This is a genomic window from Pseudomonas sputi, from assembly GCF_021603585.1.
GTDB lineage: Bacteria > Pseudomonadota > Gammaproteobacteria > Pseudomonadales > Pseudomonadaceae > Aquipseudomonas > Aquipseudomonas sputi.
Map to the genome: position 1 here is coordinate 16,496 of NZ_BQHI01000016.1, position 13,986 is coordinate 30,481.

Consider the following 13,986-nt stretch of genomic DNA (forward strand, 5'->3'; position numbering starts at 1 on the left):
CGTGAAACAGAGGGGGTGATGAATGCACAAAGGGGCGGCACGCACGTCGTGCGCCCGCCCCTATTCAGCGACGTTCAACGAGAAGAAACCCCGATAGTCAACTGGCTACCAGAATGTGCGCCGAAGTGATCGGACCGAAAGAGAGGGCCGCATTATCCAGATAGCGCGTACCCCTGAACACGCTGTGACCACCGACATCGACAACGTCCTCCTCCGTATACATCAGTACCACCATGGTGACAGGCGCGACATCAGCGGACTTCACATGACCTTCCATCAGGTTCAAGGCCCATTCGAAACGCATGAATGGCAGATCACTGATTTCGATCGGAGGCGCGCCCGCATCCAGTCGAAAGTACTGCCGCGTCGTGATGCGCAATTGGTTGCCGACCACCGTGAACGAGGGTTTTCCATATCGTCGCTCTACGGGCCCGCCATCACTCGCCCACTGGTCCATGTAATAACCAGGGTGGGTGAAGAGAGCGAACAACGACGGGTTATCGCTGATATTACCGGCCGCATCAAAGAAGTAGTTGTAGGAGTAGTGATACGCAAACCCGGCCAGTTCAGGCCGAATCGCATTGATGGGCTTATCCAGATAATTCGGAATGAACTGATTGGCCATGACCAGAAAGTTGAGAAAGTCCAGCTTCAGGTCGAACGTCACCTCATAGAAGATGGTCCGCTCGCCTGCGTCCCTTTCCAGCTTCCCTGAAACGAACTCCATCTCCATGCCCGGCAGTTTTCGGTAAACGCGCCTTGTCATGATCTACCCCGGATTTCCAGTGAATGAGTTATCAACCACTGCGTTCGCAGAGTGCGAATAGGCAACGGCGTGAATTCCGGGTTTATGAGGCGCCAGGGAACAACACGCGTCTACTGTCAGAACTAACAGGTGGAGGGACTTTTCAGACCGGCGGCACCAAGCGCTCCTTAAACTGCGGTGTTTAAAAGACACCTTCAGACACGCCTTCGAGGCTACGATTCCTTGCGCCGTTGCCTACAGCTACGCCAGAATCCGCCGGCTTGTGCGCCTTGGGGTCGGGTTCTATTGTGGATCGGTCGCTGACGAATCAGCGATCGGGTTTAGCGACTCGGTTCGAATTAAAGGTGCACCAGCGTTCCAGGCTTCGTTGCGGATCTGTATGTCTGCAATTTCGTTATGGTGGCTGTATGCGGGAGACCCTTGCGGTCTACCGGGTGCCTTTGACCGGTTCGCTAACCTGCGTACAGCCGCCACCCTTCCTGTTTAGCGACTGGACTTGGCGGCTTCACCCCAAAGGAGCTTCACCATGATCAAACCCACACCCAACCCACCCGTAACCGACCCCGCCTCGCCCTACGAATCCCTCGATTCCAGAAAGCTTCACGAAGCCGCCGACCGCGCCCTCGATCACTATCTCTGCCCGCCCGGCTCCACCCCACCACCGCGCAAGACCCGCAGAATGTATGCCGTCACCGCGGACTTCAAAAACGAAGAGCTGCTGGCCGATGCCTGCGAAACCCTCGCTTCGGCCAGAGCCATCGTCAATGACTTCGCCCACCTCATGCCCGCCCCGCAGCGCAGGACGCTGATCGGCATTGGGCAACTGATCATGCTCGGCGAGCTGGCAGCGAATCGGGTGCTGGATAATCTGGAAATACCGCCGTCGCAAACTTCCACATAAGGGCTGAGAGATGTGTCGTGGCGGTTGACGCCTGCTCGCGAAAGCGGCCTCACAGCCAACACATTTCATCAGGCCTGAAAAAACCGCCACCGGGTATCACCAGATGGCGGTTTTTTTGTTTCATCAGCATCAGGAATCGCGCCGCAGATCCGGCGGAATCGGCAAATCATCCTTGAGCGGTTCCGGGAACTTGCCCTTGCCTGCGCGGTGCTGGCGGATCTGGTAGACGTAGGCCAGGACCTGGGCGACCGCCAGGTACAGGCCGCCGGGGATTTCTTCTTCCAGTTCCGTGGAGTAATAGATCGAACGCGCCAGCGCTGGCGATTCGAGGAGCATGACGTTGTTGGCCACGGCGATTTCGCGGATCTTCAGCGCCAGGAAGTCGCTGCCCTTGGCCAGCAGCATCGGCGCCCCGCCCTTCTCCGCGTCGTACTTGAGTGCCACGGCGTAGTGGGTCGGGTTGGTGATGACCACGTCGGCATCCGGAATCGCCGCCATCATCCGCCGCTGCGACATCTCGCGCTGGAGCTGGCGAATGCGCTGCTTGACCTCCGGCCGACCTTCCTGATCCTTGTGCTCGTCGCGCACTTCCTGCTTGGTCATCTTGAGCTTTTTGATGCTTTCCCAGATCTGCACGGGCACGTCGACAGCCGCGATGATGATCAAACCGCACGCCAGCCACAAAGAGCTCCAGCCCACCAGTTGCAGGCTGTGAATGATCGCCCGGTCCAGCGGTTCGTGGGCGATGCGCAGCAGGTCGTCGATGTCCGCATTGAGCACCACCAGCGCCACGCCCAAGGTGATGAGAAACTTGGCCAGCGCCTTGAGCAGCTCGATCACAGCCTTCATCGAGAACATCCGCTTGAGGCCCGCCGCCGGGTTCATCCGGCTGAATTTCGGGGCCAGCGAGCCGGCGGCGAACAACCAGCCACCCAGCGCAATCGGCCCGAGGAAAGCGGCCAGCAACAAGGTGATCATGATCGGCTGAATCGCCAGCAATGCCTGCAACCCGGAGTTCATCAGGAACGTGGCCATGGAGCGCTCGTCCATGATCACTTCCCGCGACAGTGTGAAGTTCTGGCGCATCAGGTCCATCAACTCCTGCGCCAGCATCCCGCCAAAAACCAACAGCGCACCCGCACCGGCCATCATGACCGCCAGGGTATTGAGTTCCTTGGAGCGCGCAATCTCACCCTTTTCCCGGGAGTCCTTCTTGCGCTTCTCCGTGGGGTCTTCTGTTTTGTCCTGACCGCTTTCGCTTTCAGCCATGACTCAGCGCGCCTTTGCCAGTTCGCGTAAAAACTGCAAGGCCTCGGTGGCCAGCGGTTGATACTGATTGAGAATGTCCGCCAGCCCGACCCAGACAATGAACAGGCCCAGCACCAGGGTCAGCGGGAAACCGATGGAGAAGATGTTGAGTTGCGGTGCGGCGCGAGTCATCACGCCAAAGGCGATGTTGACCACCAGCAGCGCAGTGACCGCCGGCAGCACCAGCAATAACGCGGCGCCCAGCACCCAGCCGAGTTTGCCGGCCAACTCCCAGTAATGCGTGGTCATCAGCCCGCCGCCGACCGGCAGCGTGGTGAAGCTTTCGGTGAGCACTTCGAAGACCACCAGATGCCCGTTCATCGACAGGAACAGCAAGGTCACCAGCATCGTGAAGAACTGCCCGATCACCGCCACCGACACGCCGTTGGTAGGGTCGATCATCGACGCGAAGCCCATGCCCATCTGGATCGCGACAATCTGCCCGGCCACCACGAAAGCCTGAAAGAACAATTGCAGTGAGAAGCCCAGCACCGCGCCAACCAGAATCTGTTCGGCAATCAGCAGCAGACCGCTGAGATCCAGAGGGCTGACCGCCGGCATCGGCGGCAGGTTGGGCGTGATCACCACGGTGATCGCAAAGGCGAAGTACAGACGGATCCGCCGGGGCACCAGCGTGGTTCCGAAGACCGGCATCACCATCAACATCGAGGCGATGCGAAACAGCGGCAGCATGAACGTCGCCACCCAGGTACTGATCTGGGTGTCGGTCAGCTGAAGCAGCGATTGCATGGCTTAGCCGATGACCATCGGAATGTTTTTGTACAACTGGGTGATGTATTCCATGAACGTCTGCACCAGCCACGGGCCGACGACGATCAGCGTTACCAGCATCACCAGCAGACGCGGCAGGAAACTCAGGGTCTGTTCGTTGATCTGGGTGGCGGCCTGGAACATCGACACCAGCAGACCCACCAAAAGGCTCGGGACCACCAGGATCGCCACCATCATGGTGGTCAGCCACAGGGCCTCGCGGAAGATGTCGACCGCTACTTCTGGCGTCATGGCGATACACCTCCGAAACTGCTGGCCAGGGTGCCAATGATCAGCGCCCAGCCATCCACCAGCACGAACAGCATGATTTTGAACGGCAGGGAAATGATCAGCGGCGACAGCATCATCATGCCCATCGCCATCAGCACGCTCGCGACCACCAGGTCGATGATCAGGAACGGGATGAAGATCATGAAGCCGATCTGGAACGCGGTCTTCAGTTCAGACGTCACGAACGCCGGCACCAGAATCGTCAGCGGCGCAGCATCCGGAGTCGCGATGTCGGTGCGCTTGGACAGGCGCATGAACAGCTCCAGATCGCTGGAACGGGTCTGGGCGAGCATGAAGTCCTTGATCGGCACCTGCGCCTTTTCCACCGCCTGCTGGGCGGTCAGCGTTTCCGCGAGATAGGGCTGCAAGGCATCGTTGTTCACGCGGTCGAACACCGGCGCCATGATGAACAGCGTCAGGAACAGCGCCATGCCGGTGAGGATCTGGTTCGACGGCGTCTGCTGCAGGCCCAGGGCCTGACGCAGGATCGAGAAGACGATGATGATCCGGGTGAAACTGGTCATCAGAATGACGGCGGCCGGAATGAAGCTCAGCGCCGTCATGATCAGCAGAATCTGCAGGCTGACCGAATATTCCTGCGCGCCCTCGGCGTTGGTGCCCAGGGTGATCGCCGGGATCGACAACGGATCGGCGGCGAATGCCAGCGGCGCCGCCAACATCAACGCCAGGGTCAAGACGATGCGCAACGCACCCATTACTTCTTATCCTTCTGATCCTTGCCGAGGATCTTCAACAGATGCTGGGCAAATTCCGGAGTCGCTTTGTCGGCGGTGCTCGGCACCTCGACCGGCTCTTTGAGCACGTGCAGCGCAGTGATGGTTCCGGGGCTGAGGCCGAGCAGGATCTGCTCGTTGCCGACCTGCACCAGCATCAGACGGTCACGCGGCCCGAGCGCGCGGGAACCGATCAACTCGATCACCTGGCCCTTGCCGGCGGGACCTGCCTGCTGCACCCGGCGCAACAGCCAGGCGAGGAAGAAGATCAGCCCCAGCACCAGCAACAGCCCCAGCACCAACTGAGTCAGCTGTCCGGCCACGCCGCTGTTGACGGCCGGCGCAGCAGCGGCTGCGGTGGTCGCCACCGGCTCGGCCGCCAGCACGCTGAACGGCAACGCCAGTGCCAGGCCGAACAAAGCACCCAGAAGCTTTTTCACTCAGCGCAGCTTCTTGATGCGTTCGCTCGGGCTGATCACGTCAGTCAGACGGATGCCGAACTTTTCGTTGACCACGACCACTTCACCGTGAGCGATCAGGGTGCCGTTGACCAGCACGTCCAGCGGCTCGCCGGCCAGACGATCAAGCTCGATCACCGAACCCTGGTTGAGTTGCAGCAGGTTGCGGATGTTGATGTCGGTGCTGCCCACTTCCATCGAGATCGACACCGGGATATCGAGAATCACGTCCAGGTTCGGACCGTCGAGGGTCACCGGATCGTTGTTCTTCGGCACACTGCCGAACTCTTCCATCGGCAGACGGTTGGAGCTCGAAGCACCGGCATCGGCGGCCAGCAGCGCGTCGATGTCGGCCTGCCCGGCTTCACCGGTTTCTTCCAGGGCGGCAGCCCATTCATCGGCCAGTGCCTGATCGTCCTGGGTGTTCATATCGTCGTTCATCATTTGTCCTCGGCGGGCAAAAAACCGGTAAAAAAATCAGGGAATGAGGGCGCCGCTTCAGCGGCGCTCGATCGGCTCGATCACTTGCAACGCGAGGTTGCCTTTGTGCGAGCCCATCTTGACCTTGAAGGCCGGCACGCCGTTGGCGCGCATGATCATGTCTTCCGGCATCTCGACCGGGATCACGTCACCCGGCTGCATGTGCAGGATGTCGCGCAGCTTCAACTGGCGGCGGGCCACGGTGGCACCGATCGGCACGTCGACGTCGAGCACGTCCTGACGCAGGGCGTTGACCCAGCGCTCGTCCTGGTCGTCGAGGTCCGACTGGAAACCGGCGTCGAGCATTTCGCGCACTGGCTCGATCATCGAGTACGGCATGGTCACGTGCAGATCGCCGCCACCGCCGTCGAGTTCGATGTGGAACGTGGAGACCACGATCGCTTCGCTCGGGCCGACGATGTTGGCCATGGCCGGGTTCACTTCCGAGTTGATGTACTCGAAGTTGACTTCCATGATCGCCTGCCAGGCTTCTTTCAGGTCGACGAACGCCTGTTCCAGCACCATGCGCACCACGCGCAGTTCGGTCGGGGTGAATTCACGCCCTTCGATCTTGGCGTGACGGCCGTCGCCGCCGAAGAAGTTGTCCACCAGTTTGAACACCAGTTTGGCGTCGAGGATGAACAGCGCGGTGCCACGCAGGGGTTTGATCTTGACCAGGTTGAGGCTGGTCGGCACGTACAGCGAGTGCACGTATTCGCCGAACTTCATCACCTGTACGCCACCGACGGCAACGTCCGCCGAGCGGCGCAGCATGTTGAACATGCTGATGCGGGTGTAGCGGGCAAAACGCTCGTTGATCATTTCCAGAGTCGGCATGCGTCCGCGGACGATGCGATCCTGGCTGGTCAGGTCGTAGCTTTTGACACTGCCGGGTTCGGCAGCGTTATCGGTCTGTACCAGACCATCGTCGACGCCATGCAACAGCGCGTCGATTTCATCCTGGGACAGCAGATCCTGCACGGCCATGTCGTGTTCCTACTGCAGTACGAAATTAGTGAAAAGCAACTGTTCGATCACCACTTTGCCCAGCTCTTTCTGCGCCACTTCCTGGACGCTGGCCGTGGCCTTCTGGCGCAACATCTCTTGACCGACCGGGGTCGCCAGCGTGGCGAAATCCTGACCGGAGAAGAGCATCACCAGGTTGTTGCGGATCACCGGCATGTGCACTTTGAGCGCTTCCAGATCAGCCTGATTGCGCGCCAGCATGGTGATGCTCACCTGCATGTAGCGCTGACGGCCGTTCTGGTTGTAGTTGGCCACGAAGGCCGGTGCCATCGGCTCGAAAATCGCCGGTTGCTTGCCGACCGGGGCCGCGTCGGCGGCCGCCGCAGGCTTGCTCTGGGCACTGTGCATGAAGAACCAGGTCGCCCCCACGGACGTGCCGATCGCCAGCAACAGACCCAGCACGATCACGATGATCAGCTTGAGTTTGCCTTTGGTTGCGGGGTCTTTTACTGCTGCAGCTTCGCTCTTCGCCATGCCAATAATCCGTCACTAATCGGGTTTTCACAGTCGCACGGCAAGGCAAGAGCAAGTGTTATGCCAGAAGTGTCGGAGGGAGAAATCGGGCGCACCGCAAAGCAATGTGGGAGCGGGCTTGCTCGCGAATGCGGTTCAACATTCAACAGATGTGTTGTTTGTCTTACCGATTTCGCGAGCAAGCCCGCTCCCACAGGAGTACAGCGTCGTGTCAGGCGTAGTAGTCGACGGCGCTGCTGCCGATCACGCTAGTGGTTTGCGCGGCGGCTTCAGCCACGGCTGCCGGCGTCAACTCTTCTTCAGCCGAATCCAGGCGACCGCCGGCAGCGCTGGTGCGACCGCTCTGCCCCTGTTGCGCCTGCTCCTGACCTTGGCCCTGCCAGCCACGGTTCTGATCGGAAACGTTGACGTCGACCTGACCCATGCCTTGCTGGTTGAACATGTCGCGCAGGCGGTGCATCTGACCGTCGAGGGCTTCACGCACGCTCGGATGCGCGCTCATGAAGGTCACCTGGGTCTGCTGGTCCGGCACCATGTTCACCCGGATATCCAGACGCCCAAGTTCCGCTGGCTGCAACTGGATGTCAGCGGCCTTCAGGTTGTTGCTCGACAGGTACATGACCCGGTTGACCACTTCTTCGGTCCAGCCGTTCTGGTGCATGGCAATCGGCTGGTTCACCGGCACCGCGTTGGCGGTTTTCGGCGTGGCAGCCTGGGTCAGCGCCGCCAGACGGTTGGCAAAATCATCCACGCGGGTGTCGCTGGTGGCGGTCTTCAGGTCTTTCAGGCCGTCATCGATCAGACCGCTGAACGCCTTTTCGCCGCCCTGACTGGTGCTGTCCTTGTCAGCCTGCACATCGAGCATGCTGGCCATGCCGGCAGCGAAGTTCTGCGCCGAGGTCAATTCGCCGTCAGCCTGAGCCTGGGCCGAGGTGGCCTTGGGCTGGGACTGGCTGGAAGCAGAAATGTGGCCACTCTGCTCCATGGCCATGCGTACGGCGGGAAGCGAATCCAGCGGATCCGCTTCGGGGTCGAAAGCCGGATCGGTGGCCGGCGCCGGATCCTTGACCATACCCGGCAATGCCGCCACGGCAGGTTTGTCGGTTTCAGGTTGCGCAGCGGTCTCGACGACCGGCGTGACTACCACCGGTGCCGTGACGACGGGCTGCACCGCCGCCACCAGTGCCGGATCCACCGGCGCCGTATCGGCAACGGGAGCCGGCGCCGTTTCAGCCGTTTCGTCATCGGCAGTGGTCTTGCCGTCCGTTGCCGCCGTCGCCGGTTTGTCGGCGGGCAAGGCTTTGCCGCTATCGGCAACCGCCGGCGCCGGGGCGGCAGACTGATCCTTGCCGAGGTCTTTCTTGCCGCCGTTGTCGGCGACCTTGTCACGGGAAGGTTTTGCCGAATTGTCGACGGTCACCGAAGGCTTGTTCGGGCCTTGATCGGCGAACACCTGAGCGAAGCTGGAGGCCTTGTCCCCGGGCTCTGCGGCCACTGCCGATGATTTGGCAGAGGCGGCTTGCGCCTTGGCCTGGGCGGCGGTCTGAAGAAGAATGTTGGGGCTTGCAGGCATGGCACGGTCTCCGCTGCACTGGATCGTAGGTACAGTTGGGATAGATAACTGCAAGTGCCGGGCCAGTTTCGTCAGAACTTCGACAAAGCCGCCCGGCGGCAGGATCAGTGCATCAGCGAGCGCTGCCGCTCGGCGACATAAACGGGCCGCACATCGGCAAATTCGCTGTGAATATCGGCGACCAGTTTGATGATCTCAGAAGGACTTTTGTCTTTGGCGTGCTGCTCCAGCTCCTGGCACAGCACGGCAAGACGGGTCGCACCCATATTGCTGCTGCTGCCCTTGAAGCTGTGCGCAACGGAGGACAATGCGTCGGCATCGGCAGTCTGCTGCAACTCCCGCAGGCGATTTTCGGAATCGGCAAGAAAGGTATCCAGCAGTTCCGGATAGCTGTCTTCCATCACTTCCCGCAGCGCGCTCAGCGCCTCGTGGTCCACATGTGTATCAGCCACTTGTTCACTCCTTGATCAAGAATGCGCGGATTATGCCAGAGCCTCCCAGAAAAACTCCACGCGGGCACTGCGCCCATCGTCCGACCAGCTGGCATTTCTGCCCAACTGCCGGATCAGACTGACACCGCGTCCCGACAGACGGACTTCGTCAAGCGGCCGTTGCATCACGCGCGAGACGTCAAATCCCTGGCCGCTGTCCTCGACTTGCACCACCAGACAACCGCCCTCGCCTTCCGGCCGCACCTGCAAATGCACGCGCACGAAACCGTCCTGCAAGGCCTCGAGGCGCGCATTGCGCTGCTCATAATAACGGGCGAAACCTGGCGCATCGCGCTTGAGGCTCGAATCCAGCCCCAGCACGCCATGCTCCAGCGCGTTGGAATAAAGCTCGGCCAGCACGCTGTACAGTGCGCCACTCTGCGCCCGCAATCCATGTACTTCCAGCAGCAACTGCAACAGGTAAGGCAACGGATTGAAACGCTTGAGCGTGGCACCGCGAAATTCGAAGCTCACCGACCAGTCCAGCGGGCAGGACTGGCCGCTGTCGGAATACACCGGTGCCGACGGATGGATCTGCTCGGCCTCCAGCAGGCTGACCTCGACCATGCTCACATCGTCCCGGGCCTCCCCGCGAAAGTCCTGCAGCGCCTGTTCGATGTCCTCGAACAGCCGATCCGGCTGGCGATTGGCGGCGAACACCTTGTGCAAACGCTCGACACCGAACAACTGATCGTTGGCATCGCAGGTGTCGATGACCCCGTCCGAAAGCAGGAACACCCGATCGCCCACTGCCATCGGGTGAACCTCGGTGCGGTCATCGAAGTCCTGCGGGCTGAGCACCCCCAACGGCAGGTGACGGGCCGCCAGCGGTGTGCGCGTGCCCGTGGCGAGGCAATGCAGATAGCCGTCGGGCATGCCGCCATTCCAGACTTCCACCGAGCGCCGCTGAAAACTCAGGCACAACAGCGTCGCGCAGCAGAACATGTCCACCGGCAGGATGCGCTTGAGCTTGGCGTTCATTTCCCGCAGGGTCTCGGCCAGGCCGTAACCCTTGGCAGTCATGCCGTAAAACACCTCGGCCAGCGGCATCGCGCCGACCGCCGCGGGCAATCCATGACCGGTGAAGTCACCGAGCAACACGTGCATGTCGCCGGCCGGGGTGTACGCAGCCAACAGCAGATCGCCGTTGAACAGCGCATAGGGTGATTGCAGGTAACGGATGTTCGGCGCGCTCAGGCACCCGGAATGCGCGACCTTGTCGAACACGGCCTTGGCGACCCGCTGCTCGTTGAGCAGATAGTCGTGGTGTTTGGCGATCAGGTCGCGCTGCTGAAGAACCGTGGCCTGCAAACGCCGCAAGCGATCCATCGCCTTGATTTTGGCGGCGAGGATCACCTGGTTGTACGGCTTCGCCAGAAAGTCGTCACCGCCGGCCTCAAGGCAACGGGCCAGCGCTTCACTTTCCGTCAGCGAGGTGAGGAAGATGATCGGCACCAGATTCTCACCCGCCAGCCTCTTGATCTGCCGTGCGGCTTCGAACCCGTCCATCACCGGCATCATGGCGTCCATCAGCACCAGATGCGGCTTTTGCCGGATGAATGTCTCGACCGCCTCCGCACCGTGGGTGGCCGTCAGCACCTCGTGCCCCTGGCGACGGACGATGGTCGACAACAGCAGCCGGTCGGCGGCGCTGTCTTCGGCGATCAGGATCGTCAGCGGCTCTTGCGGCTGCATGGCCGTCAACTGATGTCGAACAGTTTGTCGAAGTTGGAGATGGCGAGGATTTTCTTCACGTCGGAACTGCTGTTGACCACGCGGATTTCCGAATCGTCACCGCCGACATGATCACGCAGCAGAAGCAGCATGCCGAGCGCCGAACTGTCGAGATAGGTCGCCTCCTTGAGGTCGACAATCACCGATTCGGGCTGCTCTTTTTCGTAGGATTGGCGAAATTCCTGATGCTTGGCGAAATCGAATCGCCCCTTGACCGAAATCGTCAGCTTTTTCTTGTCCGCGGACACTTCTGTAACGACTGACATTTACTGGCTTCCTTGTCATTGACGAACTTGTACAAGGTTTAGCACCTGCCGGGGCCATGGGCAAGGCGCGATGGCGTCGGGAGCTGTCAGAGATCGGCTCGTCAAAACACCTCGTGACGCGGCAAACGCTGGGACAATTCGTCCAGCAGCTTCTGTTCGCGCTTGTCTTCGGCACGCTGGGCCTCGTCGCGGTAGCGCTGGACAAGTTTGCGCAAACCTTCGACCCGGGCAAACGCCTGCTGCCAGGCATCGCGAGCCTTGTCCAGGTTGTTCTGGTGCCATTGCAGGCTCTGGCGCTGCTGATCGACGGCAGTGTCAAGTTGCGCCAGGAAGCCCTGAAAACCCAGCAGCCACTGACCGGTCACGCCGGTGCTGCCGCGCACGATCCACTGCTGCGAATAATCCAGACGAAAGGCGTTGAGGTCGGCGAGTTTGCTTTCGGCCACTTTCACCTGCCCCTGAAAGTAACCCAGGCGCTGCACGGCGGTTTTTTCGGCCTTCTCGGCCATGTCCACCACCGGCGCCAGGCGCGCGGCTCGACTCAGGGCCATGACCGGTTACCCGCCGGCCGCCGGGGCGAAAATCGTTTCGAGGTACGCCTCGCTTTCACCCAGGCTGATTTTGTCGTTGAGGCCCTGACGCAGGTATCTGACCAGTTGCGGCTGCAGGTTGATGGCAAGGTCCGTCTCGCGATCACCGCCCGCGACATAGGCGCCGACGCTGATCAGGTCGCGACTCTGTTGATAGCGCGACCACAGTTGCTTGAAGTATTGCGCGCGCTGCATGTGTTCCGGCGCCACGACGGCAGGCATCACCCGGCTGATCGAAGCTTCGATGTCGATGGCCGGGTAATGCCCCTCCTCGGCCAGCCGCCGCGACAGCACGATGTGCCCGTCGAGCACGCCCCGCGCCGAGTCGGCAATCGGGTCCTGCTGGTCATCGCCCTCGGACAGCACGGTATAGAACGCTGTGATCGAACCTCCGCCCTTCTCTGCATTACCGGCACGCTCCACCAGTTTCGGCAGTTTGGCGAATACCGACGGCGGATAACCCTTGGTTGCCGGCGGCTCGCCGATGGCCAGGGCGATTTCCCGCTGGGCCTGGGCAAAACGGGTCAGGGAATCCATCAGCAACAGGACGTTCTTGCCCTTGTCGCGGAAATATTCGGCGATCCGCGTGCAGTACATCGCCGCGCGCAGACGCATCAGCGGCGCGTCGTCAGCCGGGGACGCCACGACCACGGAACGCTTGAGGCCTTCTTCACCAAGAATGTGCTCGATGAATTCTTTAACTTCCCGACCCCGCTCACCGATCAGGCCGACGACGATGATGTCGGCCTCGGTGAAGCGGGTCATCATGCCCAGCAACACCGATTTACCGACACCGGTACCGGCGAACAGGCCCAGACGCTGACCGCGACCGACCGTCAACAATCCGTTGATGCTACGGATCCCGACATCCAGCGGCTCGCTGATCGGGTCTCGGTTGAGCGGGTTGATCGTCGGGCCGTCCATCGGCACCCAGTCTTCAGCCTTCATGCCGCCCTTGCCGTCCAGCGCACGTCCGGCGCCGTCGAGCACGCGACCGAGCATGCTCATGCCCATCGGCAAGCGGCCGGTGTCGGCCAGCGGCACCACGCGGGCACCCGGCGCAATGCCGGCCACGCTGCCGACCGGCATCAGGAACACCTTGCTGCCGGAAAAGCCCATGACTTCGGCTTCCACCTGGGACGGGTGATAGGTGTCGTCGTTGATCACCATGCAGCGAGTGCCCATGGCGGCGCGCAGGCCTTCGGCTTCAAGCGTCAGGCCGACCATGCGCAGCAGGCGCCCTTCGAGAATCGGCGCACCGGCGATTTCGGTGGCCTCGGCATAAGTGCTCAGGCGCTTGGCGAAGCTGGTGCGTTCAAGGCGCATCGGGGGCGTCCGCGAGCGGCTCGTCAATGACAGGGGCCGGTTTCGGCGTTTCCGGCAAGTCCAGGCTCAGGTCCGGCGCGGCCGGGTGCAGAGCCTGCTCGTGCAACTGGTCGAACAGCTTGGCCATGACCTGGCTGACGCGGGTTTCGATGCTGGCGTCGATCCGGCTATGGTCGGTCTCGACCCGGCAACCGCCTGGCAACAGGGTTTCGTCCTCGACGATGCGCCAGGTTTCCTCATGACGTTCGCGCAGGGCTTTGACCTGTTCGAAATCCTGCGGATTGACGTACAGCCGCACATTGCCCACGCCCAGCGGCAACAGCTTGAGGGCGTCGCGCATGACGTGTTCGATCTGCGTCGAGTCGATGGCCAGCTCGCGCTGAATCACCTGACGGGCGATGTGCTGCACGAGGTTGACCAGCGACTTTTCGATCTGGGTGTCTTGCTCGGCAATGGGCTCGAACAGGTGGCCCATCAGTTGCTCGAGGCTCTCGACCTTAGCCGTCAGGACCCCTTCGGCTTCCTGGCGCACCTTGAGGGTGGCGCTGTGAAAGCCTTCCTTTTCACCGATGGCGAAGCCCTCGTTGTAGGCCTCCTGACGGATGCTTTCGAGCTCTTCGAGCGTCAGTGGCTGGACTTCCTCCAGCGGCACTTCTTCCATTTCCGGCGGTTCAGGCTCCGGTTCCGGCTCGGGTTCCGGTGCCGGCGGATCGAAGCTTGGGATTGCCCAAGTTTCGAAACCGCGGACGTCCCGGGCACGGATCAGGTCCGTCACGTCGTCGTCATGCTTGTCCATG

17 protein-coding genes are annotated in these 13,986 nt (G+C 61.3%); 1 reads left to right on the forward strand and 16 read right to left on the reverse strand.

What is annotated here, in order from left to right:
- Positions 1–97: 97 nt before the first annotated feature.
- Positions 98–766 (reverse strand): hypothetical protein, encoded by a 669-nt coding sequence (locus L6D81_RS20035; protein WP_236181610.1) that lies wholly within the window; start codon positions 764–766, stop codon positions 98–100.
- Between the two features lie 526 nt (positions 767–1,292).
- Here L6D81_RS20035 and L6D81_RS20040 point away from each other — a divergent pair.
- Entirely contained in the window at positions 1,293–1,667 is a 375-nt protein-coding gene (locus L6D81_RS20040) for a DUF6124 family protein (RefSeq protein ID WP_236181611.1), read from the forward strand.
- Positions 1,668–1,796: 129 nt separating this feature from the next.
- On the opposite strand, the gene flhB is transcribed toward L6D81_RS20040, so the two are convergent.
- The 15 genes from flhB to fliH form a co-directional block, all read right to left on the reverse strand.
- Positions 1,797–2,936 carry a flagellar biosynthesis protein FlhB gene (flhB, locus tag L6D81_RS20045; RefSeq protein ID WP_236181612.1) on the reverse strand — a complete coding sequence of 380 codons (1,140 nt, stop codon included), beginning with the start codon at positions 2,934–2,936 and terminating at the stop codon, positions 1,797–1,799.
- 3 nt (positions 2,937–2,939) lie between these two features.
- Positions 2,940–3,725 carry a flagellar biosynthetic protein FliR gene (gene fliR / locus L6D81_RS20050; protein WP_236181613.1) on the reverse strand — a complete coding sequence of 262 codons (786 nt, stop codon included), beginning with the start codon at positions 3,723–3,725 and terminating at the stop codon, positions 2,940–2,942.
- Positions 3,726–3,728: 3 nt separating this feature from the next.
- A complete protein-coding gene (fliQ, locus tag L6D81_RS20055; RefSeq protein ID WP_236181614.1) occupies positions 3,729–3,998 on the reverse strand; it encodes a flagellar biosynthesis protein FliQ in 270 nt (89 codons plus the stop codon).
- Positions 3,995–4,753 (reverse strand): flagellar type III secretion system pore protein FliP, encoded by a 759-nt coding sequence (fliP, locus tag L6D81_RS20060; RefSeq protein ID WP_236181615.1) that lies wholly within the window; start codon positions 4,751–4,753, stop codon positions 3,995–3,997. Before fliP ends, fliQ begins: the two co-directional genes overlap by 4 nt.
- Entirely contained in the window at positions 4,753–5,211 is a 459-nt protein-coding gene (gene fliO / locus L6D81_RS20065) for a flagellar biosynthetic protein FliO (RefSeq protein WP_074687540.1), read from the reverse strand. Before fliO ends, fliP begins: the two co-directional genes overlap by 1 nt.
- Positions 5,212–5,670, reverse strand: a complete 459-nt coding sequence (fliN, locus tag L6D81_RS20070; RefSeq protein ID WP_007951948.1) for a flagellar motor switch protein FliN — start codon at positions 5,668–5,670, stop codon at positions 5,212–5,214. It lies immediately after the preceding gene.
- A 57-nt stretch (positions 5,671–5,727) separates the two neighbouring features.
- Positions 5,728–6,696 carry a flagellar motor switch protein FliM gene (fliM, locus tag L6D81_RS20075; protein WP_003222890.1) on the reverse strand — a complete coding sequence of 323 codons (969 nt, stop codon included), beginning with the start codon at positions 6,694–6,696 and terminating at the stop codon, positions 5,728–5,730.
- Between the two features lie 9 nt (positions 6,697–6,705).
- Positions 6,706–7,209, reverse strand: a complete 504-nt coding sequence (gene fliL / locus L6D81_RS20080) for a flagellar basal body-associated protein FliL (protein ID WP_236181616.1) — start codon at positions 7,207–7,209, stop codon at positions 6,706–6,708.
- A gap of 211 nt (positions 7,210–7,420) precedes the next feature.
- Positions 7,421–8,782 carry a flagellar hook-length control protein FliK gene (locus tag L6D81_RS20085; protein WP_236181617.1) on the reverse strand — a complete coding sequence of 454 codons (1,362 nt, stop codon included), beginning with the start codon at positions 8,780–8,782 and terminating at the stop codon, positions 7,421–7,423.
- Positions 8,783–8,886: 104 nt separating this feature from the next.
- Complete coding sequence (locus L6D81_RS20090) at positions 8,887–9,234, reverse strand: Hpt domain-containing protein (RefSeq protein WP_236181618.1); 348 nt, start codon at positions 9,232–9,234, stop codon at positions 8,887–8,889.
- A gap of 30 nt (positions 9,235–9,264) precedes the next feature.
- Positions 9,265–10,968: an ATP-binding SpoIIE family protein phosphatase gene (locus tag L6D81_RS20095; RefSeq protein WP_236181619.1), complete on the reverse strand. Its 1,704-nt coding sequence runs from the start codon at positions 10,966–10,968 to the stop codon at positions 9,265–9,267.
- 5 nt (positions 10,969–10,973) lie between these two features.
- Positions 10,974–11,273 carry an STAS domain-containing protein gene (locus tag L6D81_RS20100; protein WP_011333053.1) on the reverse strand — a complete coding sequence of 100 codons (300 nt, stop codon included), beginning with the start codon at positions 11,271–11,273 and terminating at the stop codon, positions 10,974–10,976.
- A gap of 101 nt (positions 11,274–11,374) precedes the next feature.
- The gene (gene fliJ, locus L6D81_RS20105) at positions 11,375–11,824 is read right to left on the reverse strand and encodes a flagellar export protein FliJ (RefSeq protein ID WP_039765596.1); all 450 of its coding nucleotides are present in this window, start codon (positions 11,822–11,824) and stop codon (positions 11,375–11,377) included.
- Positions 11,825–11,830: 6 nt separating this feature from the next.
- Complete coding sequence (fliI, locus tag L6D81_RS20110) at positions 11,831–13,189, reverse strand: flagellar protein export ATPase FliI (protein ID WP_039765593.1); 1,359 nt, start codon at positions 13,187–13,189, stop codon at positions 11,831–11,833.
- Positions 13,179–13,985, reverse strand: a complete 807-nt coding sequence (gene fliH / locus L6D81_RS20115) for a flagellar assembly protein FliH (RefSeq protein ID WP_236181620.1) — start codon at positions 13,983–13,985, stop codon at positions 13,179–13,181. The genes fliI and fliH overlap by 11 nt, the downstream gene beginning before the upstream one ends.
- Position 13,986 lies beyond the last annotated feature (1 nt).